Raw genomic sequence first — 25,140 nt, 5'->3', positions numbered from 1 at the left:
TCTGGGATGGCGGTGTTTGTGCTGTTATTCTTTGGCAGCAAAAGGAAAATTGACCTAGCCTTGCGGGCGGGATCTGCGGCGCATCCTGACGATTTCGATAATGCTCAAAGTGACAAGCGCGATGATGAAGGGGGCAAAGTAATAAATCACTCTAAACAAAAGCAATCCTGCGGCGGCTGATTCTAGTGGGATATTAGCGGGAATCGAGGCGAGGATCATCATCTCGAACACGCCGACGCCGCCGGGGACATGGCTGATGACGCTGACCGTAACAGCAGCGGTAAACACCGCGAGAAAGGGCAGCACACCGATGTCATTGGAGGGCAACAGCAAATAAAGCGTGGCCGCCGCCAGCAGAAAATCAACGGCTGTAATCACCAGCTGGGCGGAAACCAGACCCAGAGATGGCGCGCGGATGGTTATCTTTCGGAAGGTGATCCTTGCCCGAAAAACTGCCAGCGCACCGACGCCAAATACGCAAACCAGAAAGACGGTAATCGACGTCCAGCGAATGATCTCGGGCGAGAAGGACGTCATCATACTTAGCGCGCGGGGGTGGATGGCCAAAGCACCCGTGCCGATCACAGTCATGCCAAGGCCGAATGCGATCGAACCAAAGGCGGCAATAGAGGCGATATGGCGCAGCGATAGACCATAAGGGGCGTAGATCCGGTACCGAACGGCACCACTGGCCACCGGTCCGCCGCCGATGTTCGCCGCGATCGCAAAACCCAAGAACGCTCCTGCCATGCTGACCCGCAACGGGAGCGTTTTGCCCAGATACCGCAGCGCAGACCAGTCATAGCCCGTCATCGCACAATAGCTCCCCAGCATGGATACAAAAGCAATGGCAACGATATGTGGCGGCGTGCCGCGCACCAGATGCATGACCTCACCAAAATCAATCTCATCGACGAGATGCCGGATCGCCCAAATCGCTGCTGCAAAAATTACCAGCGCCACAAGACGGGACAAAATTGTCTTCGCACGGTCAGCGCGCGAGACAGGCAAGGGCGGTTTGGTATCCATCCCGATGCGCTACGCTTGGTTTCGACGCATGTACAGGCTGGCGCATGAAAAATATAACCTGCGGTATCCCGACAGTGAACTGCACCGGTTTTCACGAACAGGGGCGTTGGGGCGCTTGCGGCTCATTTCGGACATTCCATGGAGTGCTTTATCCATTTCGTATGTCGGACTGCAAAATAGATGTCTCAAGGTCGCAGGCATGATGCATCCCTTCTTGGGGATTTACAATCAAACCCCCGCGCTCCCTCACAGAAATGTCACCGGGCCCGAGGGCGTGATCGTGATCGGGCTGCACTGTCCGGAAATATTGCGCAGCCTGTCATTTCTAAGGGATTTCAGATGCTCTTGTTGATAAGGAAGGGCAAGATTTCTACAGCTCCCGAGGATATTATGACGCTTTTTGATCCTGATAAGCATAACCAAAGCCCCGCTCACAAAGAGGTCTTTATGGCCTGTGAGATCGCCTATACCGTCGTCGATTTCCTAGCAGCGGCTCTGTTTGTGGTAGGTTCAATTTTGTTTTTCAAAGAGGCTACGACAAATATTGGTACATGGCTGTTTTTGATCGGTTCGGTCTTTTTTGGCCTGCGCCCCTCGATCAAGCTTTACCGTGAACTGCGTTATGTCGCCCTGCAAAAGGAACAGGGCTAGTCAGCTTGCCGGCAAACTTTTGCTGACTGCCGGATTGTGGGTTCTTGTGTCATTGATGCCGCAAATCCTGCGAGCTTTTGCATGGCGGCCCCTTTCTGCAGAGCCCCGCCCCATTCTTGCCTCAATTCAAGCGAAGGCTGGAATTTGCAACAAGGAGGTGCGCTATGACTAGTTCGACACACCGAAAAATGGCCCGCAGTATCGTGAAAACGGCGGCAGAGCAGACCGGTACCGAAATGAAAGCACTCACTGCTGAATTGGTCGTGATGAACGGCTTTCAGTGTGGCCGTGTCCTTGCGGTGCGCCCCACCCGCCGCGCCGATATCTGGCGCATCTCATGTATGGCGGATGGGGCGATGGATGCGCTCGCCACATATCAGATGGACGCGCGCACCGGTATTGTATCGGCCTGAATTTTACAGGCTGGCGTCAAGCGCCTCAAGGATGGCATCGCCCATCTGCGAGGTCGAAATCGGCGTGCCGCCTTCTTCGCCCATCAGATCGGCGGTGCGTGCCCCACCAGCAAGAACTTTTTCCACAGCGGTTTCGAGGCGGGTGGCTTCTTCGCCCTGATCGAACGAATAGCGCAGCGCCATGGCAAAGCTGAGGATACAGGCGATCGGGTTTGCCTTACCTTGGCCGGCAATATCAGGGGCAGAGCCGTGCACAGGCTCATACATTGCCTTCGGGCGGCCATCGGCGTTTGGCGCACCAAGCGAGGCGGATGGCAACATGCCAAGGGAGCCGGTCAGCATCGCCGCACAATCAGACAGGATGTCGCCGAACAGGTTATCGGTGACGATCACGTCAAACTGCTTGGGGGCGCGCACCAGCTGCATCGCGCCGTTGTCGGCGTACATGTGGGACAGCTCGACATCGGGGTAGTCCTCGTCGTGCACCTTTTGGACAACTTCACGCCACAGGATGCCGCTTTCCATCACGTTGGCCTTCTCCATCGAACAGACCTTGTTGCCGCGACGACGGGCCAGCTCGAAGGCAGAGCGCGCAACGCGGTCGATCTCGGATTCGGTATAGCGCTGGGTGTTAATGCCAACGCGCTCGTTGCCTTCTTCGAAAATGCCGCGCGGCTCGCCGAAATAGACGCCGGACGTCAGTTCGCGTACGATCATGATATCAAGGCCGGACACCAGTTCGGGCTTGAGCGACGAGAAATCGGCCAGCGCGTCAAAGCACTGCGCAGGGCGCAGGTTTGAAAACAGATCCATTTCCTTGCGCAGGCGCAGCAGGCCGCGCTCGGGCTTAACCGAGAAATCCAGATCGTCATAGGCGGGGCCGCCAACAGCGCCCAGAAGCACAGCGTCGGCTTCCAGTGCTTTAGCCATTGTATCGTCATGCAGAGGCGTGCCGTGCTTGTCATAAGCCGCGCCGCCTACCAGATCATGCTCAACATCAAAGGTCAGATCGCGCTTTGCGCCGAACCAGTCGATGATACGGGTGACTTGGCCCATGACCTCGGGGCCGATGCCGTCACCGGCGAGGATCAAAAGGGTCGGATTTGCCATGGGATTCACTCCTGAAATTGCGTGCTCAGGGCCTAGCGTGCAGGGGGCGAGGCGTCAAGGACGCGGCAGGGTGATATCTACCCAAAGCAGGCTGTGACGGCTGGCGTTGATATCCGTCGCGCGCCCCCGCGCGATCACGCGCAACCCGGCCGATGGCAGCAGGTAGTCGACGCGCAGATCGCCCGGTAGCGGTTCATCAAAGTCGGCGGTGGGGGAGCTGTCAAAGGGGTTCTGCAGGCGCGGATCGGCCAACAGCGCGTTTATGGCCTCGGGTCGTCCGTTGCCGCGTTCGGGATCGGTATTGACCGTGCCCATAAGGGCAAAGGGGCCAGCGGTCGGATTGCGGTCGAGGTAGTCGAGCCAAAAGGCGGTCTCGTCATGGTTGCGCCTGCCATTGCGGTCCTCATCCCCATCATACAGTGGCGGCGTGGCGTGAAACGTCATGACCCGCAGTTTTCCCATAGGCGTTTGCACTGGGACCACCCAATGTCCCCGCGAAGACAGGCGATGGGCGTCAAAAACCGCAGGGCCGCCAAAGGGGTGGCCGTCGTTCATGGGGTAGATGTTCCCCGCAAGGTCTTTCCACAGAAGGGATGTGTAATCTGCGATCTCGTCTGACAAAACGGGATAGCGCGACAGGATCGCCATCGCCCCCATCCCGCTGAAGCGCCCATAGCCGTGGGAATCATCCGCGTCGCCCAATTTGCCATTCCCATTCAGGTCCAGCCCGCTGTCCTGTCCCGCATTGCTGGTGGCCGTGTACATGTGCGGATAGGAGAGGCCCGCTGCGCCTAGATCGTCATTTAGTGCCCGCAGGGCTGTCCCGCGCAGATCATGATCGATTCCCTGCAGCGCAATGATGTCCGGCTTTACCTCAAGCATCAGGGCACGAAAGGCCGCAATCTGGGGGTCATCGCCACGCAAAATATCCCGAAGCAACAGGCCCGGGCCCTTGCGGATCAGTTCCGCATTGAAGGTGGCGATGCGCAGGGTTTTTGCCTGCAAAGGGGCAGCGATGCAGGCAAGGATAAGCGCAAGCGCGCCAAGCGTTAGCTTTAGGCTGGTTGATAACCTTGGCGCGTGTCTTCTGCGGCTTCCGCATAGGCGCGGCGGCGTTTCTCGCCGATCATGTCGGCAATTTTGCCCATGGCGATGCCGCGCATGATGATGCTTGCGGGAAGGAAGGCCCATGCCGAAATTGTCCAGATAAGGGTTTGCGGGTTCTGCAATGTGATCGGGTCTATCAGATCAGCGGCCAGTTTGACTACTGCGGGGACCAGGAATGGCAGTAGAAAACCCAAAGCGATGTTAATCCGTGCATCGCGCTGCAACCGTTCCAGAACGTCGCCGCCAGCGGTCGGGTCAAACAGGGGCAGGTTCACCCACACATTGAACGCACCAGAACGTGCAGGCCAGTTCAGGATGCGCACAAGAACGAGGAACGCGGTCATCGCGATCAGGGAGATAAGATAAGCTAGCCCGGCCGCGGTGCGTACAAAGCTAACGGTCTCAAAGCCGGCGTCAGCGGGCAGCATCAGCACCACAAGGCGGACGGGCGAATAGGGGAAATCAATGGCGTTGCCTACGATGATACCAATAGAGGTTAGGGCATTGGTCAGCACTGTCGGCGATGTGATGCCTTTCAGGATCGCGCTGAGCAGGAAAACCGTGCTCAGCAACGCAGCAAAGCGAAGGCGGTTGAACGGGGCAGCGTCGCGGAATTCTACAATGCTGGGGAAGGTGGAGTTATACTCAACAAACGTCAGCACGGCAGCCAGCAGGGCGACCAGCAGCACAATTTGTGTCGAATCACTGGAGAGACCGGGCAACACAAGTGCCGGCGTCATGATCAGGGTCGCAACCAAAAGTCCACGCGCCACGGCGCTGGTCATACGTACTATCAACGTTCTATCCCTTTCAAACTGGTCAGCCGCGTTTGTCGCATGCTTGGCCCAACTTGATGCCTTCGGGTCGAGAAGGACTGCCTCATTGTTGTCACAATCGTGCCTTCTTTCGCCTTAGTTCTCAAGACTATTGCTGAAGAAGACTGGAGGGATGGGGCGTTTTGAGGGTGAGGGTGGTGCGTTCTTGCATCATTTCGGGGGCGGAAATAAGGCAGTCGCAAGATGTTGTGGGCGCCGTGACAGCGCCCACAAGAAATTCAGGTTAATTCGCAGATAGTTTAACTAACGGTTAAACCCATGGACGGCTTTGTGCGGCCGCGGTCTCGAAGGTGCTGATCGATTCTGCTTTTTCCATGGTCAGGCCGATATCGTCCAAGCCATTCATAAGGCAGTGCTTTTTGAATGGATCAACCTCAAAGTTAAAGACTTCGCCATCGGAGGACGTGATCGACTGGTTCTCCAAATCGATCTCGATTCGGGCATTTGCGCCCTTTTCTGCGTCTTTCATCAACACATCTACCTGCTCTTGTGGCAGTACGATGGGCAGGATGCCGTTCTTGAAGCAGTTGTTATAGAAGATGTCCGCATAGCTGGGTGCGATGACGCAGGTAATGCCGAAATCGGCAATCGCCCAAGGCGCGTGTTCGCGTGAGGAGCCGCAGCCGAAGTTGTCGCCCGCCACGATGATCTGCGCATCGCGGTATTGCGGTTTATTCAGCACAAAATCAGGGATTTCGTTGCGGTCGTCGTCATAGCGCATTTCGTCAAACAGGTTCACGCCAAGGCCGGAGCGCTTGATGGTTTTGAGAAACTGCTTGGGGATGATCATGTCCGTGTCGATGTTGATCAGGGGCATGGGGGCGGCGATGCCGCTGAGGGTCGTAAACTTTTGCATGTTAACGGTGTCCTAATTTCGGGCCACTATATCTAGTGGGCTTAAGCGTCTGTTAAATGTCACACAATGTGCACCGCGCGTGCACAGGGCGTGCAGATGCGGCAATGATATCAAGAGCCCGCCCGCCTGTGCGGGGTGATGCGCATAGGCGGGCGGAGCGGGTCACATCAATTCACGCACATCGGTGAGCTTGCCGGTGATCGCCGCAGCGGCAGCCATCGCTGGTGACATCAGGTGCGTGCGACCGCCGCGGCCTTGGCGGCCCTCGAAGTTACGGTTGGAGGTTGCGGCACAACGCTCACCGGGTTTGAGCTGATCGGGGTTCATCGCCAGACACATGGAGCAACCCGCAAGACGCCATTCAAAACCGGCCTCTTTGAAGATGTCGGCAAGGCCTTCTTCTTCGGCTTGCGCACGCACAAGGCCGGAGCCCGGTACAACCATCGCCCGTTTGACGGCGATTTTCTTGCCTTTCAGCACGGCAGCAGCGGCGCGCAGATCTTCGATGCGGCCGTTGGTGCAGGAACCGATAAAGACGGTGTCGATTTCAACATCGGCCAAAGGCGTGCCTGCGGTCAGACCCATATAGTCGAGCGAACGCTGCGCGGCCTCGACCTTGCCGCCGGTGAAGGTCGAGGGGGCAGGTACGTTTGCGGTGATCGGCAGAACGTCCTCGGGGGAGGTGCCCCATGTGACGGATGGCGCGATGTCTTCGCCTTTGATGGTCAGCACCTTGTCCCACGCTGCGTCATCGTCGGAGTAGAGCGTTTTCCACCAATCAAGGGCGGCTTCCCATTGTGCGCCTTTGGGGGCGTGAGGGCGGCCTTTGCAGTATTCATAGGTGGTGTCATCGGGCGCGATCAGGCCAGCGCGTGCGCCGCCTTCAATGGCCATGTTACAGATGGTCATGCGGCCTTCCATGGAGAGGTCACGAATGGCTTCACCGCAATATTCGATGACATAGCCGGTGCCGCCTGCGGTGCCGGTTTCGCCGATGATGGTCAGCACTATGTCTTTTGCCGTCACACCGGGGGCAAGTTTGCCGGTGATTTCGACCTTCATGTTTTTGGATTTCTTCTGGATCAGCGTTTGCGTGGCCAGAACGTGCTCAACCTCGGAGGTGCCGATGCCATGGGCCAGCGCGCCGAACGCGCCGTGGGTGGCGGTGTGGCTGTCGCCGCACACAACGGTCATGCCCGGAAGGGTCCAACCCTGTTCGGGGCCAACGATGTGCACGATGCCCTGACGGATGTCAGACACGGGATAATAGTTGATGCCAAAGTCTTTGGCGTTTTTGTCCAGCGCCTCGACCTGAATACGGCTGTCTTCGGTCATGGTGGCCGCATTGGCGCGGTCCAGCGTGGTGGGCACGTTGTGGTCCGGCACAGCGATGGTTTTATCTGGTGCGTGGACGGAACGGCCCGCCATGCGCAGACCTTCAAAGGCTTGCGGGCTTGTGACCTCGTGCACGAGGTGGCGGTCGATATAGAGCAAGCAGGTGCCGTCTTCGGCTTCATGGGCTACGTGCGCATCCCAGATTTTATCATAGAGCGTTTTGGGGGACATTTTGGGGACCTCTCCCTAAGGGTGTAGAGCGAAATTGGGTATAGATGTATTTGACTGCGCAGAGCGCGCGCAGATTTACAGAGCGCGCAGGTTTATAGTCGGGCCAGCACGGTATGCGTGGCACCGAAGAAACGTTCGCCCAGGCGGGCGCGGTCTGTTTGATCGAATACAGGTATCATGCGCTCCAGATACACGCCTGTTGCCGTTGCTGCAAGCGCCAGCGGTTTGTGCTGTGGTTGCGCTGGAATGCGGGCCGTGCGACGATTTGGATAAACAGGAGTGTTTATGGACCCGTCCGCCGACCCATTTGCTGAATTTATTGTTACGCTACAGGGGCTTTGGACGAGTGCGCTGAGTTTTCTGTCCGGAGTAATCCAGCCGGGGTGGCGGCAAAATCAGGTCATAATCATTGTTGTTCTGGCATTTGTGGCGTGGTGCCTGCACCACCCCAGCGGGGCCATATTGCAAAATTGGGTCCGCTCGCGCGAGGGTTGGCAGAAATGGCAGCTGCGCTGGGTGGTGCAGATCAAGCGGCGGCTTGGCCTGATCTGGTTCTTTGTCATGTGTTACGGCGTCTATATCGTCATGCAGAATACCACATGGCCATCGCGTTCCTATCTGCTTGGGCTGGCGGCGACATTGTCGATTGTTTGGGTCGGGATCGCCTTTGCGGCGCGGATGGTGCGCAACCGTCCTTTGCGGCGGATTGTGACATGGGCGTTGTGGATTTACGCGACGCTGTATTTGTTGAATGTCGCCGATTATGTGGCGGGGTTTCTGGATGGTGTGGCGATCGAGATCGGGGAATTCCGGCTGTCTGTCCTGACGCTTTTGACCTCTATTGTGGTGATCGGCGTTCTGCTGACGCTGGCCCGCATTGGCGCGCAGGCCGCAACCGGCACGATCCGGCGCAATGATGACATCAGCCCGTCGATGCAGGTGTTGGCCGTCAAGGGCGTACAATTGGCGATGTACGGCTTTGCCTTTTACATGGGGGTCAAGGCGGTTGGCATTGATCTGACGGGGCTTGCGGTTTTGTCGGGTGCGATTGGTGTGGGCCTTGGTTTCGGTCTGCAAAAGGTCGTGTCGAACCTTGTGTCGGGCGTGATTATTCTGCTGGATAAGTCGATCAAGCCCGGCGATGTGATTTCACTGGGCGAGACCTTTGGCTGGATCCAGACGCTGGGCGCGCGCTATGCTTCGGTGGTGACGCGGGACGGTAAGGAATATCTGATCCCGAATGAGGATTTGATCACCGGTCAGGTGGTCAACTGGTCGCATTCAAACGATTTTGTGCGGCTCGATATTTTCTTTGGCACGGCCTACAGCGATGATCCCCATGAGGTGCGTAGGCTGGCGGTTGCGGCGGCCTCGTCCGTGGACCGCGTTCTGAGCTATAAGGCTCCGGTGTGTCATGTGGTGGGGTTTGGCGACAGTTCGGTCGATTATATCCTGCGTTTCTGGATCAAGGACCCGACAGGCGGGCTGACCAATATTCGGGGGAATGTGTATCTGGCGTTGTGGGATACGTTCAAGGAAAACGAGATCTCGATTCCCTTCCCGCAGCGCGAAGTCAAAATGCTGGACGATCGTTAAGGGAACATGAGGCGGCCCTGCTTCGTTGTGTTGTTGAAGGAGATACAACATGACACATGAATTGACCCTACGCTGCAAAGAGAAACTAACGCCGGACACGCACCGCTATGTGTTCGACAGGCCTGCGAACCTTGATTTCGAGCCGGGGCAGGCGACCGAGCTTACCTTGTTGAAAGACGGTTGGCGCGACGAGGCGCGGCCGTTTACGTTTACCTCGATGCCCGACGAGGACGCGTTGGAGTTTGTGATCAAAAGCTATCCCGACCATGACGGCGTGACCGAGCAATTGGCCATGCTGGAGCCGGGGGAGAAGGTGCAGATTGACGCGCCTTTCGGCGCGATTACGGATCACGGGCCGGGGGTGTTTATCGCCGCAGGGGCGGGGATCACGCCGTTTATCCCGATTCTCGAAAAGCATGACGCCAAGGGATGTATGGATTGCACGCTGATTTTCACCAATGCCTCGGAGGCGGATATCATCCTGCGCGACAAGTGGGAAAAGATGCAGGGGCTAAAGACTGTCTTTACCGTGACCGACCAGAGCGGCACGGATGTGGAGGAGGAAAAGGTGGATAAAGCCTTTTTGAGCGCGCATTTGAGCCGCTTTGACCAGACATTCTATCTGTGCGGGCCAGAGGGGTTTGTGAATGATGTGCGCGATGCGCTGACGGATCTGGGGGCGGATGCGGACAAAATCATCACAGAAGATGGCTGGTAACCGCTTAGGGCGCTCGGGTCATTGAATTCGGCCTCCGGCATTGCTAATTTAAGGCATTCCCCAGTGCCGGGGGCCTGTCGGCGCGCTCAAAGGAGGACAATGTCCTGTCTACACATACTCACGCAGGGTCGCCTGCGCAAAACGGTGCGGTCATAATGGCCGGCCAAACGCAAGCAACCAGCGATCTGCTGCTGGAGACTGTTCTTTCTTCCCTGAACGACGATAAAGCCGAAGACATCGTGCAGATCGATCTGCGCGGCAAAACCGAGATCGGTGATCATATGGTCATCTGCTCGGGCCGTTCGACCCGTCAGGTTGCCGCCATGTCCGAGAGACTGGCGCAGCGGATCAAGGATGAATACGGCTATCTGGCAAAAGTCGAAGGTAAGGATTCAGGGGACTGGGTTCTGATCGACACAGGGGATGTGATTGTTCACGTCTTCCGTCCAGAGGTGCGCGAATTCTATCAGCTTGAAAAGATGTGGCTGCCGCAAGGCGACGCCGCCTCCTGAGGCTGGACCATGAAGGTACAGATATGTGCCGTGGGGCGGTTGCGCGCGGGGCCTGAAAAGACCCTGATTGACGACTACCTATCCCGCTTTGATAAAACCGGCCGAGGGCTTTCCCTTGGGCCGGTTTCTGTTTTGGAAGTCGACGACCGAAAAAGTGGTGGCATGGCAGCACAAGCCCCGTTGTTGCGCCGTGCGATCCCGCAAGGGGCGTTGATCTGTGCGTTGGATGAGCGTGGCACCGTCGAGACATCGCCAAAATTCGCCCGCCGAATCGAGAAATGGCGCGATGCGGGGCATAGCGACCTTACATTTGTGATCGGAGGGGCCGACGGCATTGACCCCGGCTTGCGTGCCGAGGCCGATCATCTGCTGTCTTTCGGGGCGATGGTCTGGCCGCATATGATGGTGCGCGTGATGCTGGCCGAGCAGTTATACCGCGCGGCCTCTATCCTGTCGGGCGGGCCGTACCACCGGGTTTAGTACAGCGGCACAGTTTTTGTCTGAGCGGCCCAGCCTGTCACCGTGTCATGGACTTCGACGATCACGTTTTTCGCGCCAGCGGGGACTTTGACGTTGGAAAGGCTGCGCGTGAAGGGCTGTTCGTTGACATGGGGGTGGGCCAGCTTGCGCTGGGCCAGAACATTGCCGTTTTGGTCCTTGATGCGCCAGATATCGGCATAGTCGTCCCAGCCGGTATCCTTGTGACGGATCGTGACGTCAAATGAAAACGTATCGCCTGATTGGGATACCTTTACGTGCTGCACCGAGGCAGGATCAGCCATGGCGAGTGTCGGGGCGGCAATAAGGGCGACGAGTGCGAGGGTTTGTTTGATCATGTGCTCTATCCAGCTGGTTTAAGAACCATATAGCGCGCTAAGGGGTTTCTTCCAAGAGGACCTTACGGGACTGTGAAGCGAACTCTCTTCTCCAGATGACAATGAACGTAATAATGGCTGCGCCCATTAAGGGCGCAGCTCCGGCCAGCCATGCCACAGCTGCCAGCGCAAAATACATGGCGCGCAGGCCGCGGTTAAAGCTGCGGGCGGCTGCGATGTTCAGTTCGGCTGCTTTATGGGCGAAGGATTCGGATGTGCCGGCCGCGTGGCGGTTGGGCGCGGCCCCCACCATGACCGAGCAATAGCCAAACAGACGGTTGGACCAGACGAATTTCAAAAAGGCGCTGGTCAGGAGGGCGACAATGGTCATCAGCTTGATTTCCCAAACGATCTCGGGAGGGCTGGTTTCTGTGAGGTCTTTGGCGACGCCTGCAATCTGATCGGCATTGCCAATCAGCGCCAGCGTGCCGCCGATGGCGATGACGCTGGTCGAGGCGAAAAACGAGGTGCCTTGCCGTAAGGTGCTGATGGTCTGCGAGTCAAAGATGCGAACCTCGCGCGCAATCATCTGGAGCATCCATTGGCGACGGTATTCGGACATGATCATCGAGGTTGAGGGCGCTTTGGCGCTTGGGTGCTCCACGCGCCAGCCAATGATGCACCACAACAGGATCAGCGTTATCAGGGCTGCCAGATCCATCGGGGTAAACAGGGCGAGGTTCTCAAGTGATATCATAGGGCAATCATTAGGGCCTTGGCGCATGATAATCCAGAGCGCGCAGGCCGTTCTCGACAGGGGGGTGTTTCATTTCTTTATCAGGGGTGGCTTGCGTTAATTTCAAGAATTGGTAATATAATCTTACCAATAATACTCATGATGACGATTGCGGAGTGTTTCCATGCAGATGCCTACCCCTGATCCGACGATTCTTGCGCGTAAGGCTCGTGTGGTTGAACGCCTGAGTGCTGTTTTGCCGGCGGATGCGGTGATCCATGACGAACGGGAAACGCGGGCCTATGAATGTGATGCGCTGACGGCTTATCGCTGCCCGCCCATGGTTGCGGTGCTGCCTGCGACGACCCGGGAAGTGTCGGATGTGCTGCGCATTTGCCATGAGGAAGGCGTGCCCGTCGTGCCGCGCGGCTCTGGCACTTCCTTGGCGGGGGGCGCATTGCCGACGGCGGATTGTGTGATCCTTGGCGTGGCGCGGATGAGTGACGTGTTGGAGACCGATTATGAAAACCGGATCATCCGCGTGCAGACGGGGCGCACCAACCTGAGCGTGACCGGCGCGGTTGAGGAAGACGGGTTTTTCTATGCGCCCGATCCCTCCAGCCAGCTGGCCTGTGCGATTGCGGGTAATATCGCGATGAATTCCGGTGGCGCGCATTGTTTGAAATACGGCGTGACCACGAACAACCTGATGGGCGTCAAGATGGTCCTGATGGATGGTGAGATTGTCGACATCGGCGGTTCGCATCTGGATGCGGGCGGTCTGGACCTGCTCGGCGTGATTTGTGGCTCCGAAGGGCAGTTGGGCGTCGTGACCGAGGCGACATTGCGCATCCTGCACAAGCCCGAGGGCGCGCGCCCTGTGCTGATGGGTTTTGACGATAATGAGGTCGCGGGTGCCTGTGTGAGCGACATCATCAAAGCGGGCGTATTGCCTGTTGCGATCGAGTTCATGGACCGCCCCTGCATCGAGGCGACAGAGGCGTTTGCCCATGCGGGATACCCCATGTGCGAGGCGTTGTTGATCGTTGAGGTTGAAGGCTCGGACGCAGAGATTGATCACCAGCTTGAGCTGATCATGGAGATTGCCGCGCGGCATAATCCGGTCGAGCTGCGTCAGAGCAAATCAGCCGAGGAAAGTGCGGCGATCTGGTTGGGCCGCAAATCGGCCTTTGGGGCGATGGGGCAGATCAACGATTACATGTGTCTTGATGGCACGATCCCTGTGACCAGCCTGCCTTATGTTTTGCGCCGTATTGGCGAGATGTCCGAAGAGTGCGGGTTGAAGGTGGGTAATGTGTTCCATGCGGGTGATGGCAATATGCACCCGCTGATCCTGTTTGATGCCAATAAACCCGGCGATCTTGAGCGCTGCGAGGCTTTTGGCGCAGATATCCTCAAGCTTTGCGTCGAGGTTGGCGGCTGTTTGACCGGCGAGCACGGTGTCGGCATCGAAAAGCGGGATCTGATGCATGTGCAATATGCGCCTGCGGACCTTGAGGCGCAGATGGTGATCAAGGATGTGTTTGACGAGAAGTGGTTGCTTAATCCGGCCAAGGTATTCCCGTTGGATGCCTCGGATGCGCGCAGGCATCTGGCCGTGGCCGCCGAATAATTATCAACGCTTAGTTCCGAGGTTCTATGACCCCCAAAGATATGATGACGCCCGCGAGCGAGGCGGAACTGGCCGAGCAGATTGTGGCGGCCACCACGCCGTTGAGCATTCGCGGCGGTGGCACGCGCGGGATTGCAACAGATGGCACCCCGCTGGGCACGGCAGGGCTGAGCGGTATTACCCTGTATGAACCCGGTGCGATGACGGTGGTGGCGCAGGCCGGCACGCCTGTTGCGCAGATCGAGGCGGTGTTGGCGGCGGAAAACCAGCGCCTTGCCTTTGAGCCGATGGATCACCGCGCGCTGATGGGCACGCAGGGCGAGCCTACGATCGGGGGCGTGATGGCGGCCAACATCAGCGGGCCACGGCGCATTTCCGTGGGCGCTGCGCGGGACTTTCTGTTGGGTGTGCGGTTTGTCGATGGCGCGGGCAATATTGTGAAAAACGGTGGCCGCGTGATGAAGAATGTCACCGGTTATGATCTGGTGAAACTGATGTCGGGGGCGCATGGCACCTTGGGCGTGCTGACCGAAGTCTCGCTCAAATCGCTGCCCCGCCCCGAAACAGAGACAACGCTGATCCTGCATGGGTTGGATGATACGGCTGCGGTGGCGGCTTTGGCCCGTGCGCTGGGCAGCCCGTTCGAGGTGACCGCGGCGGCCCATGATCCCGAAGCCGGTGAGACATTGCTGCGGGTTGAGGGATTCGAGGCGTCGGTTGCTTACCGTGTTGCAGAGCTCAAGGCTTTGCTGGGCGGGGAGATCACCGTCGAGCAGGGCGAGGGCGACCGCTGGACTGCGTGGCGGGATGTCGAGGTATTTGCCGGTGCGCAGGGCGATGTGTGGCGGGTGTCGTGCAAGCCGTCAGATGCGCCTGCGTTGGTGGCGAAATCAGGCGCGCAGCGGGTGCGCTATGACTGGGCGGGGGGGCTGATCTGGTTGTTGACGGACGTGGGCTATGACCTGCGCGGGGCCTTGGGCAGTTATGACGGCCATGCGACATTGATCCGCGGCAGTGGCCAGCCGCGGTTCGAGCCCGAGACTGCGGGCGTGGCGCGATTGACTGCGGCTGTGCGGGCGCGGTTTGATCCGCGTGGCGTGTTGAATGCAGGGCTCATGGGATGAGCTATGCGGCGCTTTTTGTGATTGTCTTTATCGGCGGGCCGCTGGCGTTTCGGGCGCTGACCCGTGCTGGCCCGTCGCCCGAGGCGTTCAGACGGCTGGCATTGTTCACGGCTTTGCTCGCGGCCACGGGGCTGACGCTGCGCTATGGTTTTGCCGATCTGTGGGGGCATAATCTATTGGTGACAGGTGGTGGGCTTGCATTCATCTGGGGAGGCTGGATCGGCGTTCTGGCCTATGGAACACAGGCGCTACGGCGACGGGATCAAGGCGGCCGGATGCGCCGTTGGACCGCTGCTTTGGGCGCAATGGGCACGACTGTGCCGTGGTTTGGTTTGGCCAGCGCCAATCTGCTGGCAACCTGAGGGAACGATATGCAAACGACATTTACCGAAGACCAGCTCAAAGATCCGGGCACCAGCCGCGCAAACGAGATCCTGCGCGCCTGTGTGCATTGCGGCTTCTGCACAGCGACGTGTCCGACCTATCAGGTGTTAGGCGATGAATTGGATAGCCCGCGGGGACGGATCTATCTGATCAAGGACATGCTCGAGAACGAGCGGGAGCCGGATGCAAAAACCGTCAAACATATCGACCGCTGTCTGAGCTGTCTGGCCTGTATGACAACCTGCCCGTCAGGGGTTCATTACATGCATCTGGTGGATCACGCCCGCGACTATATCGAACAACGCTATAAACGCCCCTTTACCGATCGTGCCTTGCGGTGGATTCTGGCGCGGATTCTGCCTTATCCAGACCGGTTCCGTGTGGCGTTGTTAGGGGCCAAGATTGGCCGCCCCTTTGCGCGGTTCATGCCGGATGCCCGACTGCGCGCGATGCTGGAAATGGCACCAAAGACCATCCCCCCGGTCAGCCGCAATGACGATCCGCAAAGCTTTTTGCCCAAAACAACCAAGCGGATGCGCGTGGCGTTGATGACAGGCTGTGCGCAAAAGGCGCTGAACACGGATATCAATGATGCGACCATCCGGCTGCTCACCCGCTTGGGGGCCGAAGTGGTTGTCGCCGAGGGCGCAGGATGTTGTGGCGCGCTCACACATCACATGGGCAAAACCGATGAAAGCCATGCAAGTGCGGCCAAAAACATCCGTGCCTGGACACGAGAGATGGACGCCGAGGGGCTGGATGCGATTGTGATCAACACCTCCGGCTGTGGCACAACGGTCAAGGATTACGGCCATATGTTCCGCAATGATCCGCTGGCCGAAGATGCCGCACGGGTCGCAGGCATTGCGCGCGATGTCTCCGAGGTGTTGATGGAGCTTACGGGCACCGATGCCGAGGGCAACCCGTGGCAACCGGCCAGCAGCAAGATTGCAGTAACACCGGATCATCCGGCCGAGGGCATGGTGGTGGCCTATCACGCCGCATGTTCCCTACAGCATGGCCAGCAGATCAAAACCCATCCGAAAACCCTGTTGAAAAAGGCGGGTTTCACCATCGTCGAGCCAGCTGATCCGCATCTGTGTTGCGGCTCCGCAGGGACCTATAACCTGATGCAGCCCGAAATTTCGGGGCAGTTAAAGGAACGTAAGGTCAAGACGTTAGAGGCAAAGAACCCTGATATCATCGCCGCCGGTAACATCGGTTGCATGATGCAGATCGGCTCGGCTGCGAATGTGCCGATTGTGCATTCGGTGGAATTGCTGGATTGGGCGTGGGGTGGACCAAAGCCGCCGGCACTTGATGCAGGAGCGCAACCAAAAGACAACATTCCACGACTTCGTTAGCGGGCTGCCCCATTTTTGCCTTATCTCGGCATTAGCACGGTATACTTAACTAGTAGTGCTTTCGGGGGCCGGTTTTTGAGACGTTGGATTGCTTTGGCGATGGCGGGTGTGATGTTCGCTTCTGGTGCGGCTGCGGATGACGCACGTCTGAAACGTCTTGATAGCGGGGATGATGCCAAGGCGTGGGAAGCTGTCGGTCGTCTGGATATAGACGGCAAAGGCTTTTGCACGGGTGCGTTGATCGCGCCAAAGCTGGTGCTTACGGCGGCGCATTGCCTGTTTGACACCGATACCGGTCAGCCGATCGACGAGGGCCATATCGAGTTTCTGGCAGGGTGGCGCAATGGCCGTGCAGACGCATATCGCGACGTGGCCCGTGTGGTTGTGCATCCCCAATATGTTTACCACGAAAAAGTATCATCGGACCGCGTGCGCAACGATTTGGCGCTGTTGGAGCTGGAGCAGCCCATTCGCAATGCATCAATCAAGCCGTTCCAGACGGCTGCGCGTCCGCGCACGGGCGACAGCGTGGGCGTGGTGAGCTATGCGCTTGACCGTTCCGAGGCCCCTTCGCTGCAAGAGGTTTGTGCGGTGCTGGCGCGTCAGGATGGTGTGTTGATCACGTCCTGTTCGGTTGATTTCGGCTCCAGCGGCGCGCCGATTTTTGTGTTTCACGAGGGTGAGGCCCAGATCGTATCGGTTGTATCGGCCAAGGCCGAAGTGCGCGGTGAGCAGGTGTCGTTGGGCACGGCGCTGGGTCAGCCTCTGGCAGAGCTTAAGGCCGAATTGGTTGCAGGCCGCGCGACATATCTGAGCGGCAAACAGGGCGAGCGCCGCGTGCGCGTGGGTGAGCGGGCAGGCACGGGAGCCAAGTTTGTTTCTCCGTAATGCCCTTGCCGCTGCCCTGCTGTGGGCGTTGCCTGCGGCAGCGGATAACAGCGGGTTGGTCGGTCTGACGCGGATTGAACAGGCCTCGCCGTGGAAGGCCGTTGGCCGTTTGGACAATGGCGGCGGGTTTTGCACCGCGACGTTAATCGCGCCGGATTTGGTGCTGACTGCGGCGCATTGCACCTACCGCGAGGATGGCACAGCTGTTGCCGCAAAAGAGCTCACGTTTCGGGCGGGGTTCCGCGAGGGACGGGCCGAAGCAGAGCGGAATGTGATTCAGATCGCGCGACCAGAGGCCTATCAATATGATGGGGGGGAGGCCATCACACGCATTGCCAATGATGTGGCGCTGCTGCGGCTAAGCATCCCGATCGCGACCCATGTCATCAGCCCTTTTGTGGTTGAACCGCGCCTCCTGCGGGAGGGTGAGGTGAGTGTGGTTTCCTATGGTCGGGGGCGTGAGGATTTACCGTCGTTTCAGGATACCTGTTCTGTCTTGCGCAGTTTTCAGGGTGTGATGGCGATGGATTGCAACGTGACCTTTGGCTCGTCCGGTGCGCCGGTGTTCCGACGCGACGGGGAGCGGATCAGGATTGCATCCATTATTTCGGGTACGGCGTCGTTTAACGGGGTGCAGTACACCACGGGCATGGAGCTGCCTACGCTTGTGACTGCCCTGAAACGCAAGATGGTTGCCGAAGGCGCGCCGCCACCTGCACGGATCAAACGGATCGGTGTCGGCACGCGCACGACGGCAGGCGGGGCAAAATTCGTCCGCCCCGGTGGGTCTTGAAACCCTAAAACCAATCCCCACATTGCAGTCATCGGGATGCCTAGACAGGGTTCCGGTGTGTAACTGACGGGCCTGTCCGATTGTGGAAGGTCCATAAAATAATCGCTCAAAGATGAGGATGACCTTATGCGTACTTATGATTTTGCACCGCTTTACCGCTCCACTGTTGGTTTTGACCAGATCGCCAATCTGATGGACCGTGTGCTGACCACTGAAACGTCCCAGCCGACGTATCCGCCCTACAACATCGAAAAGCTCGACGATGAGGCCTACCGCATTTCCATCGCGGTTGCCGGTTTCACCGATGCTGATCTGAGCGTTGAGGTGCGTGAGAAGGCGCTGATTGTATCCGCCCGCAAGGCTGATGAGGATACGGACAAAACCTATCTGCATCGCGGCATCGCCACCCGCGCGTTTGAACGCCGCTTCCATCTGGCCGATCATGTTGTGATCACCGGTGCGACCCATGCGAACGGCATGTTGCACATCGAATTGGAGCGTCAGGTGCCTGATGCGCTGAAACCCCGCCAGATCCAGATTGCTTCGGATACAACGCGTCTGGGCAAGGATGTGGTGGATGCATCTGCTGTAAACTAACGGCAGTAATTTTTCGTAACGAGTTTTGGCCCGGTGCAGTGATGTGCCGGGCTTTTTTACGTCCGGGACCTCACGATTTATCAACTTGTTGACGCCATGTTGCCTGCGACACCACCGTTGAGGAGAGTTGCAGAATGAGGAGTTGGTCATGGGTTGTCGGTGTTTTATGTGGGGGCCTCACAGCGACAAGCCTTTGTGCCGGGGCGGTAACGTTGCTGGACGGGCGTCATGCGCCACGGGCGGCGTTGATCACGGATAAGGCTGCTGTCGCAAAATCTGCGCCAAGGCCGGATGCGCCCCCCCAAGCCAGCCTTTTTGTCGGGCGTCAGGGCGGCAGTCTGTTCGAACCCTATGCCCGCAAATCGACCTTGTTACAGGGCACGGCGCGCGGCCTGCAAAGCAGTGCAGTCCACGTCATCCGCCAGATCATTGAGCAGGCAGAGTCGCGGCGCGATGGCTATGACGCGGTTCAGCATGGCGCGCGGATCAAACCCGCACGCAAGCCGACACAGATGACTGTGGCCGAGATTTACGAGTGGATCGAAGCCACACCGGGCCAGCCACACGCCATTGGCCGCTATCAGTTCATCCCCATGACATTGCGCCGCGTGATGAAGAAAGTCGGCGCGCATCCCTCACAGCGTTTCTCGCCCGCGCTACAGGATCAACTGGCCGATGTGCTATTGGCCGAGGCCGGCTATCACGAGATCAAGGCCGGCAGGTTGAGCCGCCGCGCGTTCATGAACAATCTGGCAAAGATATGGGCAGGGCTGCCCAATGACACGGGCCGGTCGCATTACGCGGGCTATGCGGGTAACAAGGCGAGCATGTCATGGGAGCGGTTTGACGCGCAGATGGCGCAGGTCTTTGTCGAATAGGGGTGCTGCCAGCAGGGGGACCGCTGGCAGCGATGTCAATCAGACCGACATGCAGATGTATTTCATCTCGAGGTAGTCATCCATGCCGTGGTGGCTGCCTTCGCGGCCAAGGCCGGATTGCTTGACCCCGCCAAAGGGCGCGACCTCGGTTGAGATGATGCCGGTGTTCACGCCAACGATGCCGTATTCCAGCGCCTCGGCCACTTTGTACACGCGGCTCAGGTCTTTGGCGTAGAAGTAGCTGGCAAGGCCAAAGATCGTGTCATTGGCCATGGCGATCACATCATCCACGGTGTCGAACTTGAACAGTGCCGCCAGCGGGCCGAATGTCTCTTCGGTGGCGACCTTCATATCCTGCGTGACGCCGGTCATGATGACGGGATCAAGGAAATTGCCATCCATTGCGCCATCTTTGCCCAGCAGCACTGTCGCACCTTTGGATTTGGCGTCCTTGATGTGCTCATGCACCTTCTCGCCCGCCTCGGGGTTGATCAGCGGGCCAAGGGCCACGCCTTCTTCAAACCCGTCGCCGACTTTGAGCTTTTGAACCGCCGCTTTGAGCTTTTCGGCAAAGGCATCGTAGACACCCGCCTGTACGTAAATCCGGTTGGCGCAAACGCAGGTCTGGCCGTTGTTGCGGAACTTACACAGGATCGCGCCTTCGACAGCGGCATCCAGATCGGCATCGTCAAACACGATGAACGGCGCGTTACCGCCCAGCTCCATCGAGCATTTCATCACCTGATCCGCGGCCTGTTTCATCAGGATACGGCCCACTTCGGTGGAACCGGTGAAGGTGAGCTTGCGCACGGCGGGGTTCTCGCAGAATTCCTTACCCACTTCCGAGGAAGACGACGAAGGCAGCACGTTGAACACGCCCGCAGGGATGCCCGCGCGTTCGGCCAGCACGCCCATCACGATAGCGCTTAGCGGTGTCTCGGCTGCGGGGCGCGCCACAAAGGCACAGCCAGCGGCCAGCGCGGGCGCTGCCTTGCGGGTGATCATCGCGTTGGGAAAGTTCCACGGCGTGATCGAGGCGGCAACGCCGATGGGTTGTTTGATCACGGTGATGCGTTTGTCACGCTGGTGACCGGGGATTGTCTCGCCGTAGACGCGTTTGGCCTGCTCGCCGAAGAATTCGATGAAGGACGCCCCATAGGCAACTTCGCCCTTGGCCTCGGCCAATGGCTTGCCCTGTTCCGCGGTCAGGATAATGCCAAGATCGTCCTGATTTTCCATCATCAGGTCGAACCATTTACGCAGCACGCCTGCGCGCTCTTTGCCGGTCCATGCGGCCCATTCTTTTTGCGCCGCTTCGGCCTGCGCGATGGCACCTGCAACCTGTGCGCGGCTTAAATCGGCAACTTTGGCCACAACATCGCCGCGCGCGGGATTTGTGACGTCGAAAGTACCGTCATCACCGTCTACCCACTTGCCGCCGATATAGGCGCGTGTTTCCAATAGGGTCGGGTCATTTAGCATGGATTTCAGGTCAGTTGTCTGTGCAGTCATCTGGCGTCTCCTTGAAATGGTCTGGGAACCCAAAGCAAGTCTGGATATGATTGTCCAGATCACTCTGAAAGGAACTGCGCGATGAAGCTGGATGATGCTTATGCAAATGCTGCCTATATCGAGGGGGCTAAAGCCTATCCGCCGCGCTGGCAGGCACAGGCTGCGGCCTTTCGCGACAGCCTTGGCGCGCGTGCCCAATCGCGTGTCTCATATGGTCCGTCCGAGCGGCAGGCGTTTGACCTTTTCGCGCCCGAAGGTGTTTCACGTGGAACTGTAATATTTGTGCATGGCGGCTATTGGAAGGCGTTTGATGCCTCGACGTGGTCGCATCTGGCGGCGGGCGCTATGGCGCGTGGCTGGGCCGTGGCAATGCCAAGCTATGATTTGTGCCCCGATGTGCGCATCACCGATATCACCCGACAGATCGCCGCCGCCGTCACCCGCATTTCCGAGCGCACATTCGGCAAGCTGGCATTGGTCGGGCATTCGGCGGGCGGGCATCTGGTGTGCCGCATGACTGATCCGCTGATCCTGCCTTCTGAAATTCGGGACCGGCTCACCTCGGTTGTGGCGCTCTCGCCGGTGGGGGATCTGGCCCCGCTGATGGAGACCTCGATGAATGAGATCTTGGGCATTGATGCCGCAGAGGCCGAGGCCGAAAGCCCAGTGAATATGCAGCCGCCGCACGGGTTGGATGTATCCATCTGGGTTGGCGCGGATGAACGCCCTGCATTTCTCGAGCAGGCAGGGCAGTTGGCCCGCACATGGGGCGCGCGCAAGATTGTCGAAGAGGGAAAGCACCATTTCGATATCATCGACGATCTGACCGATCCGGATAGTGCGATGATCAAGGCGCTGCTTGGACTTAAATAAAGCGGGCCTGTAGCGGCATGCATCTGTCGGCCAAGCCCGACACGATTGTGCAGTTGCTCGAGCCCTGTGTTGCGGAGTTTCTGGAGGCCGAGTACCTTAGGGATAAGGCCGGTGTGCGCGATGCGTTGTTCGGGCATGTGCCCAAAGGGGCAAAACCAAAGGGCCCATGGGGCGGGGGCGAAGGGAAGATAGATATGTTTGCGTTGGCGCGCCTGATGATTGTCGGGTTTATTGTTTTAACGGTGATTTACGTCTGCCTGTCGCTTTATTCCCGCGCGGTGCGCAGGGGGAAGTTGCGGCGCGAGTGGCAGGAAGGTGCCCAAGAACAGACATTGGAAGAGTTTCTGGACGAGGGGTTGGAGGAATATGACAACTCCCTGCGTCGTAAAATGATCCTGTCGGTCTATGTTATTCCGGTGATCCTTGTGTCACTGGTCATCTATCTTACTAATTTCGCCTGAGGAGCTCTCATGTTTGGTCTTATCCGTTGGACGTTCTGGATCACAGTCTGGGCGCTGGTTGCCGCGTTCTTTCATTACACGCTGCCGCAGGTGGATATCGTGCGGATCACCAACACCTATGAAAAGCGGCAGGATTTCGGGGAGAACTCGATCTTTTGGGCGCAGGCAGATACCGGCACAGATGGGGCAATGATCAACCGCGATGTGTTTTTCATCCAGACCCGCCGTGTGGATGGCGATGTGATGGTCTACCGCAATGAAGATACCGGCTGGGGATGGCCGCCGTATTTCAAATTCGACACGTCGAACCTGCAGGCCGAAGCAGGTGATCTGATCTCGACCGAGGCCAATCCGCGCTATGCGGCGATCAAACATTACGGCTGGCGCAATGAATTTCTGACGATCTTTCCAAACGCGATTTCTGTGCGGGCGGTGGACGGGCCGGAAGCTTCCAAGGGAATCCCATGGGTGAATATCATCATCCTGACGCTGTTTGCGCTGGTGACTTATGCCATCTGGGTGCGCTGGCGCCGGTTCCGCAAGTCGCGGATTGATCCTACACTTGAGGCGATCGAGGATGATATCGCCGATGCCTCGGGCAGTTTCAAAAACTGGCTGGGTTCGTGGCGCAAAAAGAGCTGAATGTGATGCAAAAAGGGCCGGAGTTTTAACCTCCGGCCCTTTTGTTAAATCATGTCCGTGGATCAGGCGGGTTTCTCGACCATCCGGCCCATGTCCCGGCCGCCCAGAATATGCACATGCAGGTGTGGCACTTCTTGCACGCCATGGGGGCCTGCGTTGCTGATCATGCGAAAGCCTTCATTGCCGTCCAGCGTTACACCCTCCATGCGGCAGACCTCGCCGATGGCGCGGGTGTAGTCGATGATCTCGGCATCCGAGGCCTCGGTGGCGAAGTGGTCATAGCTCACATAAGGCCCCTTGGGGATCACCAGAACATGGGTCGGTGCCTGCGGATAAAGGTCGCGAAACGCGAGGCTATGGGCGGTTTCCAGCACTGTGGTGTTGGGAATCTCGCCGCGCAAAATTTTGGCAAAGATGTTTTGATCGTCATAGGCATAAGCCATGGGGCGCTTCCTTAATCGGCAAACAGGTAATCGGTTGAGGTGATTTCTTTGGCTTTGTCGGTATTCACGCCAAGGAACTTGGCCAGCTCTTCGGCGTTTTCCTCGCTCGAGGAACCCTCGCGCATGCGGCTGTGGTTCTCGAATTGCGCATCGCGGATGGCGTCGCTCTCGAATACCATGTCGTTGCGGATGGTGGGCAGCAGCCGGTCCAATGTTTCTTGCGATGTTTGCTCGCCTGCGAGCCCCACGCGCATGGCATGGCCGATCAGGTAATCATCGGAAAAGTTGCACTCGATCTCGAGGATACGGGTCACCGAACGGTCAGAGGCGAAATCCTCCAGCAGGTCAATGTTGCTTGGGTCCATGCACACGATCAGGCGGTCGGTCTCGAAGTAATCGAACAGCATCCGCATCAGCGCACGGCGGTGGCGCGTGCGTTTGCCCAATGTCTTTTCAATCCCGCCAAGTGCGGGCAGGGGGGTGTCTTCTTCGTTAAACACATATTCGATGGCGGGCACATTGGTGGTCTGGCGAATACGCTCCAGCACCCGTTTGGCCACATGCCATTTCTTGCAGACCACAATCAGCAATTCACGCTCGCGGCCCAGCGTGCTCTCGGTTTCCCAAAAACGGGTCGAGAACCGCCGCCCGATCCGCCCGCGCCCCGATAGAAACTTGAACAGGCTGCGCCCTTCATTGCTGATTTGGAACCGGACCCCTTCGGCGGCATAAAGCAGGCCCAGCCGCCGCTTGAGGTCGGCGGCATCCGGGCTGATCTTGCGGGCAAACAAATAATCCTGACTAAGCAGCAGGTCGTAATGGTCGTTATAAAAGGTCACCGGCATGCCGTAATCGGTGAACATCAAAAACGTCAACGTACGCGAACGGATCTCGTTCTCGGGAATCAGATGGCGCACCAGCGTTTGGAAAAACGTCTCATCGGGGATCCATGTGGTGCGGAAAAAACGCATCACATCGCGCCGCTTTTTGCTGAACTCCAACAGCATTTCGATGGTTTGGCGGCGCAGGCACCACCATTGGCTGCCGATTTGCACCTGAATATCGTCGGGGATTTTCCGCGTCAGGCCAAATCGTTTCTGGATGTTGAACATCCCGTAAAACAATTTTTTCTGCGTGCGCTCGTTGAACCAGTGGCGGTAAATCAGCCGCTCTTCGGTCCAGCCGGTCTTGATCCAGTCGCTTTCAAAATAATCAAAGCTTTCGATAAAATCGGCATCGTTATTATCGAGGAAATTATGGGTATACTCCGCCGATTTGATGGCCATGCAATCGCCTGACAGCATGTAGAAATGGGTCGCCCGACTAAACGCTTCTGCGGCCGCTTCGACCGCATAAAGGGTCGCCTGAACCAATGACCATTCCCCCCAACCACAGCGGATGCGTTTGGCGGCAAAGGTGACATTGGGGTTGCTTTTGAGCGCCTCGCGGATTGCACGGTAATGCGCGGGGTCCGCGCTGGCGTCAAAGTGGATAGACATATAGTCGCCCACAGCTGTCAGCCGTTCTGCCTGCTTGATAATGGCATCAGGGTCTTTGTGACACAAAAGGATATAGGCAATTTTTGCCATTCAGGAACCATTCA

Annotated in this window: 28 protein-coding genes; 17 read left to right on the top strand and 11 right to left on the bottom strand. The window is 58.1% G+C overall.

Going from position 1 to position 25,140, the window contains the following annotated elements; all coding sequences use genetic code 11:
* Positions 1-54 precede the first annotated feature (54 nt).
* Positions 55-1,029, bottom strand: a complete 975-nt coding sequence (locus ABJM03_RS14965) for a lysylphosphatidylglycerol synthase domain-containing protein (protein ID WP_348418651.1) — start codon at positions 1,027-1,029, stop codon at positions 55-57.
* Between the two features lie 339 nt (positions 1,030-1,368).
* Here ABJM03_RS14965 and ABJM03_RS14960 point away from each other — a divergent pair, with 339 nt between their 5' ends.
* Entirely contained in the window at positions 1,369-1,680 is a 312-nt protein-coding gene (locus tag ABJM03_RS14960; protein ID WP_348418650.1) for a YrhK family protein, read from the top strand.
* A 164-nt stretch (positions 1,681-1,844) separates the two neighbouring features.
* A complete protein-coding gene (locus ABJM03_RS14955) occupies positions 1,845-2,093 on the top strand; it encodes a hypothetical protein (RefSeq protein WP_348418649.1) in 249 nt (82 codons plus the stop codon).
* Between the two features lie 3 nt (positions 2,094-2,096).
* Here the strand turns inward: ABJM03_RS14955 and leuB are convergent, their stop codons facing one another.
* From leuB to leuC, 5 genes are all read right to left on the bottom strand, one after another.
* Positions 2,097-3,203: a 3-isopropylmalate dehydrogenase gene (gene leuB, locus ABJM03_RS14950; protein WP_348418648.1), complete on the bottom strand. Its 1,107-nt coding sequence runs from the start codon at positions 3,201-3,203 to the stop codon at positions 2,097-2,099.
* Positions 3,204-3,257: 54 nt separating this feature from the next.
* Positions 3,258-4,208: an endonuclease/exonuclease/phosphatase family protein gene (locus tag ABJM03_RS14945; RefSeq protein ID WP_348418647.1), complete on the bottom strand. Its 951-nt coding sequence runs from the start codon at positions 4,206-4,208 to the stop codon at positions 3,258-3,260.
* A gap of 50 nt (positions 4,209-4,258) precedes the next feature.
* Positions 4,259-5,107 (bottom strand): hypothetical protein, encoded by an 849-nt coding sequence (locus tag ABJM03_RS14940; protein ID WP_348418646.1) that lies wholly within the window; start codon positions 5,105-5,107, stop codon positions 4,259-4,261.
* A gap of 289 nt (positions 5,108-5,396) precedes the next feature.
* Positions 5,397-6,002, bottom strand: coding sequence for a 3-isopropylmalate dehydratase small subunit (gene leuD / locus ABJM03_RS14935; protein WP_348418645.1), 606 nt, complete (start codon positions 6,000-6,002; stop codon positions 5,397-5,399).
* A gap of 162 nt (positions 6,003-6,164) precedes the next feature.
* Complete coding sequence (gene leuC / locus ABJM03_RS14930) at positions 6,165-7,568, bottom strand: 3-isopropylmalate dehydratase large subunit (RefSeq protein ID WP_348418644.1); 1,404 nt, start codon at positions 7,566-7,568, stop codon at positions 6,165-6,167.
* 285 nt (positions 7,569-7,853) lie between these two features.
* Between leuC and ABJM03_RS14925 the strand changes: the two genes are divergently transcribed.
* From ABJM03_RS14925 to rlmH, 4 genes are all read left to right on the top strand, one after another.
* Positions 7,854-9,164: a mechanosensitive ion channel domain-containing protein gene (locus ABJM03_RS14925; protein WP_348418643.1), complete on the top strand. Its 1,311-nt coding sequence runs from the start codon at positions 7,854-7,856 to the stop codon at positions 9,162-9,164.
* Between the two features lie 49 nt (positions 9,165-9,213).
* A complete protein-coding gene (locus ABJM03_RS14920; RefSeq protein ID WP_348418642.1) occupies positions 9,214-9,882 on the top strand; it encodes an FAD-binding oxidoreductase in 669 nt (222 codons plus the stop codon).
* A gap of 155 nt (positions 9,883-10,037) precedes the next feature.
* Positions 10,038-10,394: a ribosome silencing factor gene (gene rsfS / locus ABJM03_RS14915; RefSeq protein ID WP_348418641.1), complete on the top strand. Its 357-nt coding sequence runs from the start codon at positions 10,038-10,040 to the stop codon at positions 10,392-10,394.
* A gap of 9 nt (positions 10,395-10,403) precedes the next feature.
* Positions 10,404-10,874 (top strand): 23S rRNA (pseudouridine(1915)-N(3))-methyltransferase RlmH, encoded by a 471-nt coding sequence (gene rlmH, locus ABJM03_RS14910; RefSeq protein ID WP_348418640.1) that lies wholly within the window; start codon positions 10,404-10,406, stop codon positions 10,872-10,874.
* Here the strand turns inward: rlmH and ABJM03_RS14905 are convergent.
* Together ABJM03_RS14905 and ABJM03_RS14900 are read right to left on the bottom strand one after the other, a co-directional pair.
* Positions 10,871-11,230: a hypothetical protein gene (locus tag ABJM03_RS14905; protein ID WP_348418639.1), complete on the bottom strand. Its 360-nt coding sequence runs from the start codon at positions 11,228-11,230 to the stop codon at positions 10,871-10,873. The genes rlmH and ABJM03_RS14905 overlap by 4 nt on opposite strands.
* Positions 11,231-11,267: 37 nt before the next feature.
* Entirely contained in the window at positions 11,268-11,966 is a 699-nt protein-coding gene (locus ABJM03_RS14900; protein WP_348418638.1) for a DUF599 domain-containing protein, read from the bottom strand.
* A gap of 163 nt (positions 11,967-12,129) precedes the next feature.
* On the opposite strand from ABJM03_RS14900, the gene ABJM03_RS14895 reads away from it, so the two are divergent.
* The 8 genes from ABJM03_RS14895 to ABJM03_RS14860 all read left to right on the top strand — a co-directional run bounded on the left by ABJM03_RS14895 (position 12,130) and on the right by ABJM03_RS14860 (position 19,606).
* Positions 12,130-13,578 (top strand): FAD-linked oxidase C-terminal domain-containing protein, encoded by a 1,449-nt coding sequence (locus tag ABJM03_RS14895; RefSeq protein WP_348418637.1) that lies wholly within the window; start codon positions 12,130-12,132, stop codon positions 13,576-13,578.
* 44 nt (positions 13,579-13,622) lie between these two features.
* Complete coding sequence (locus ABJM03_RS14890; RefSeq protein ID WP_348419143.1) at positions 13,623-14,702, top strand: FAD-binding protein; 1,080 nt, start codon at positions 13,623-13,625, stop codon at positions 14,700-14,702.
* Complete coding sequence (locus ABJM03_RS14885; RefSeq protein ID WP_348418636.1) at positions 14,699-15,064, top strand: hypothetical protein; 366 nt, start codon at positions 14,699-14,701, stop codon at positions 15,062-15,064. The genes ABJM03_RS14890 and ABJM03_RS14885 overlap by 4 nt, the downstream gene beginning before the upstream one ends.
* A 9-nt stretch (positions 15,065-15,073) precedes the next feature.
* Positions 15,074-16,450, top strand: coding sequence for a glycolate oxidase subunit GlcF (glcF, locus tag ABJM03_RS14880; RefSeq protein ID WP_348418635.1), 1,377 nt, complete (start codon positions 15,074-15,076; stop codon positions 16,448-16,450).
* Positions 16,451-16,561: 111 nt separating this feature from the next.
* Entirely contained in the window at positions 16,562-17,338 is a 777-nt protein-coding gene (locus ABJM03_RS14875; RefSeq protein WP_348419142.1) for a trypsin-like serine protease, read from the top strand.
* Positions 17,325-18,131, top strand: a complete 807-nt coding sequence (locus ABJM03_RS14870) for a trypsin-like serine protease (RefSeq protein WP_348418634.1) — start codon at positions 17,325-17,327, stop codon at positions 18,129-18,131. Before ABJM03_RS14875 ends, ABJM03_RS14870 begins: the two co-directional genes overlap by 14 nt.
* A gap of 126 nt (positions 18,132-18,257) precedes the next feature.
* On the top strand, positions 18,258-18,728 hold the full coding sequence (locus tag ABJM03_RS14865; RefSeq protein ID WP_348418633.1) for an Hsp20 family protein: 471 nt from the start codon (positions 18,258-18,260) through the stop codon (positions 18,726-18,728).
* A gap of 134 nt (positions 18,729-18,862) precedes the next feature.
* On the top strand, positions 18,863-19,606 hold the full coding sequence (locus ABJM03_RS14860; protein ID WP_348418632.1) for a hypothetical protein: 744 nt from the start codon (positions 18,863-18,865) through the stop codon (positions 19,604-19,606).
* Between the two features lie 39 nt (positions 19,607-19,645).
* Here the strand turns inward: ABJM03_RS14860 and ABJM03_RS14855 are convergent, their stop codons facing one another.
* Positions 19,646-21,118 (bottom strand): NAD-dependent succinate-semialdehyde dehydrogenase, encoded by a 1,473-nt coding sequence (locus tag ABJM03_RS14855; protein WP_348418631.1) that lies wholly within the window; start codon positions 21,116-21,118, stop codon positions 19,646-19,648.
* A gap of 81 nt (positions 21,119-21,199) precedes the next feature.
* Between ABJM03_RS14855 and ABJM03_RS14850 the strand changes: the two genes are divergently transcribed.
* From ABJM03_RS14850 to ABJM03_RS14840, 3 genes are read left to right on the top strand one after another with little or no spacing between them, the layout of a single operon-like run.
* Positions 21,200-21,991, top strand: a complete 792-nt coding sequence (locus tag ABJM03_RS14850; RefSeq protein ID WP_348418630.1) for an alpha/beta hydrolase — start codon at positions 21,200-21,202, stop codon at positions 21,989-21,991.
* Between the two features lie 17 nt (positions 21,992-22,008).
* A complete protein-coding gene (locus tag ABJM03_RS14845; protein ID WP_348418629.1) occupies positions 22,009-22,452 on the top strand; it encodes a hypothetical protein in 444 nt (147 codons plus the stop codon).
* Between the two features lie 9 nt (positions 22,453-22,461).
* A complete protein-coding gene (locus tag ABJM03_RS14840; protein WP_348418628.1) occupies positions 22,462-23,094 on the top strand; it encodes a DUF1523 family protein in 633 nt (210 codons plus the stop codon).
* Between the two features lie 62 nt (positions 23,095-23,156).
* Here the strand turns inward: ABJM03_RS14840 and ABJM03_RS14835 are convergent, their stop codons facing one another.
* Positions 23,157-23,537 (bottom strand): HIT domain-containing protein, encoded by a 381-nt coding sequence (locus tag ABJM03_RS14835; protein ID WP_348418627.1) that lies wholly within the window; start codon positions 23,535-23,537, stop codon positions 23,157-23,159.
* Between the two features lie 11 nt (positions 23,538-23,548).
* Positions 23,549-25,126: a DUF5928 domain-containing protein gene (locus tag ABJM03_RS14830; protein WP_348418626.1), complete on the bottom strand. Its 1,578-nt coding sequence runs from the start codon at positions 25,124-25,126 to the stop codon at positions 23,549-23,551.
* Positions 25,127-25,140: the final 14 nt, after the last annotated feature.

Source organism: Sulfitobacter sp., from assembly GCF_039977885.1.
GTDB lineage: Bacteria > Pseudomonadota > Alphaproteobacteria > Rhodobacterales > Rhodobacteraceae > Sulfitobacter.
Note: the sequence above shows the minus strand (reverse complement) of the source record. Positions and strands in the feature narration are given on the sequence as shown.

What these genes read in the sequence shown, in the direction of transcription:
- ABJM03_RS14885 (WP_348418636.1), top strand. Translation starts at nt 14,699, where the DNA reads ATGAGCTATGCGGCGCTTTTTGTGATTGTCTTTATCGGCGGGCCGCTG.
- ABJM03_RS14895 (WP_348418637.1), top strand. Translation starts at nt 12,130, where the DNA reads ATGCAGATGCCTACCCCTGATCCGACGATTCTTGCGCGTAAGGCTCGT.
- ABJM03_RS14955 (WP_348418649.1), top strand. Translation starts at nt 1,845, where the DNA reads ATGACTAGTTCGACACACCGAAAAATGGCCCGCAGTATCGTGAAAACG.
- ABJM03_RS14845 (WP_348418629.1), top strand. Translation starts at nt 22,009, where the DNA reads ATGCATCTGTCGGCCAAGCCCGACACGATTGTGCAGTTGCTCGAGCCC.
- leuC (WP_348418644.1), bottom strand. Translation starts at nt 7,568, where the DNA reads ATGTCCCCCAAAACGCTCTATGATAAAATCTGGGATGCGCACGTAGCC.
- rsfS (WP_348418641.1), top strand. Translation starts at nt 10,038, where the DNA reads ATGGCCGGCCAAACGCAAGCAACCAGCGATCTGCTGCTGGAGACTGTT.
- ABJM03_RS14960 (WP_348418650.1), top strand. Translation starts at nt 1,369, where the DNA reads ATGCTCTTGTTGATAAGGAAGGGCAAGATTTCTACAGCTCCCGAGGAT.
- ABJM03_RS14920 (WP_348418642.1), top strand. Translation starts at nt 9,214, where the DNA reads ATGACACATGAATTGACCCTACGCTGCAAAGAGAAACTAACGCCGGAC.
- ABJM03_RS14830 (WP_348418626.1), bottom strand. Translation starts at nt 25,126, where the DNA reads ATGGCAAAAATTGCCTATATCCTTTTGTGTCACAAAGACCCTGATGCC.
- ABJM03_RS14835 (WP_348418627.1), bottom strand. Translation starts at nt 23,537, where the DNA reads ATGGCTTATGCCTATGACGATCAAAACATCTTTGCCAAAATTTTGCGC.
- ABJM03_RS14875 (WP_348419142.1), top strand. Translation starts at nt 16,562, where the DNA reads ATGTTCGCTTCTGGTGCGGCTGCGGATGACGCACGTCTGAAACGTCTT.
- glcF (WP_348418635.1), top strand. Translation starts at nt 15,074, where the DNA reads ATGCAAACGACATTTACCGAAGACCAGCTCAAAGATCCGGGCACCAGC.
- ABJM03_RS14890 (WP_348419143.1), top strand. Translation starts at nt 13,623, where the DNA reads ATGACGCCCGCGAGCGAGGCGGAACTGGCCGAGCAGATTGTGGCGGCC.
- ABJM03_RS14965 (WP_348418651.1), bottom strand. Translation starts at nt 1,029, where the DNA reads ATGGATACCAAACCGCCCTTGCCTGTCTCGCGCGCTGACCGTGCGAAG.
- ABJM03_RS14900 (WP_348418638.1), bottom strand. Translation starts at nt 11,966, where the DNA reads ATGATATCACTTGAGAACCTCGCCCTGTTTACCCCGATGGATCTGGCA.
- ABJM03_RS14905 (WP_348418639.1), bottom strand. Translation starts at nt 11,230, where the DNA reads ATGATCAAACAAACCCTCGCACTCGTCGCCCTTATTGCCGCCCCGACA.
- rlmH (WP_348418640.1), top strand. Translation starts at nt 10,404, where the DNA reads ATGAAGGTACAGATATGTGCCGTGGGGCGGTTGCGCGCGGGGCCTGAA.
- ABJM03_RS14925 (WP_348418643.1), top strand. Translation starts at nt 7,854, where the DNA reads ATGGACCCGTCCGCCGACCCATTTGCTGAATTTATTGTTACGCTACAG.
- ABJM03_RS14840 (WP_348418628.1), top strand. Translation starts at nt 22,462, where the DNA reads ATGTTTGGTCTTATCCGTTGGACGTTCTGGATCACAGTCTGGGCGCTG.
- ABJM03_RS14850 (WP_348418630.1), top strand. Translation starts at nt 21,200, where the DNA reads ATGAAGCTGGATGATGCTTATGCAAATGCTGCCTATATCGAGGGGGCT.
- ABJM03_RS14860 (WP_348418632.1), top strand. Translation starts at nt 18,863, where the DNA reads ATGAGGAGTTGGTCATGGGTTGTCGGTGTTTTATGTGGGGGCCTCACA.
- leuD (WP_348418645.1), bottom strand. Translation starts at nt 6,002, where the DNA reads ATGCAAAAGTTTACGACCCTCAGCGGCATCGCCGCCCCCATGCCCCTG.
- leuB (WP_348418648.1), bottom strand. Translation starts at nt 3,203, where the DNA reads ATGGCAAATCCGACCCTTTTGATCCTCGCCGGTGACGGCATCGGCCCC.
- ABJM03_RS14865 (WP_348418633.1), top strand. Translation starts at nt 18,258, where the DNA reads ATGCGTACTTATGATTTTGCACCGCTTTACCGCTCCACTGTTGGTTTT.
- ABJM03_RS14855 (WP_348418631.1), bottom strand. Translation starts at nt 21,118, where the DNA reads ATGACTGCACAGACAACTGACCTGAAATCCATGCTAAATGACCCGACC.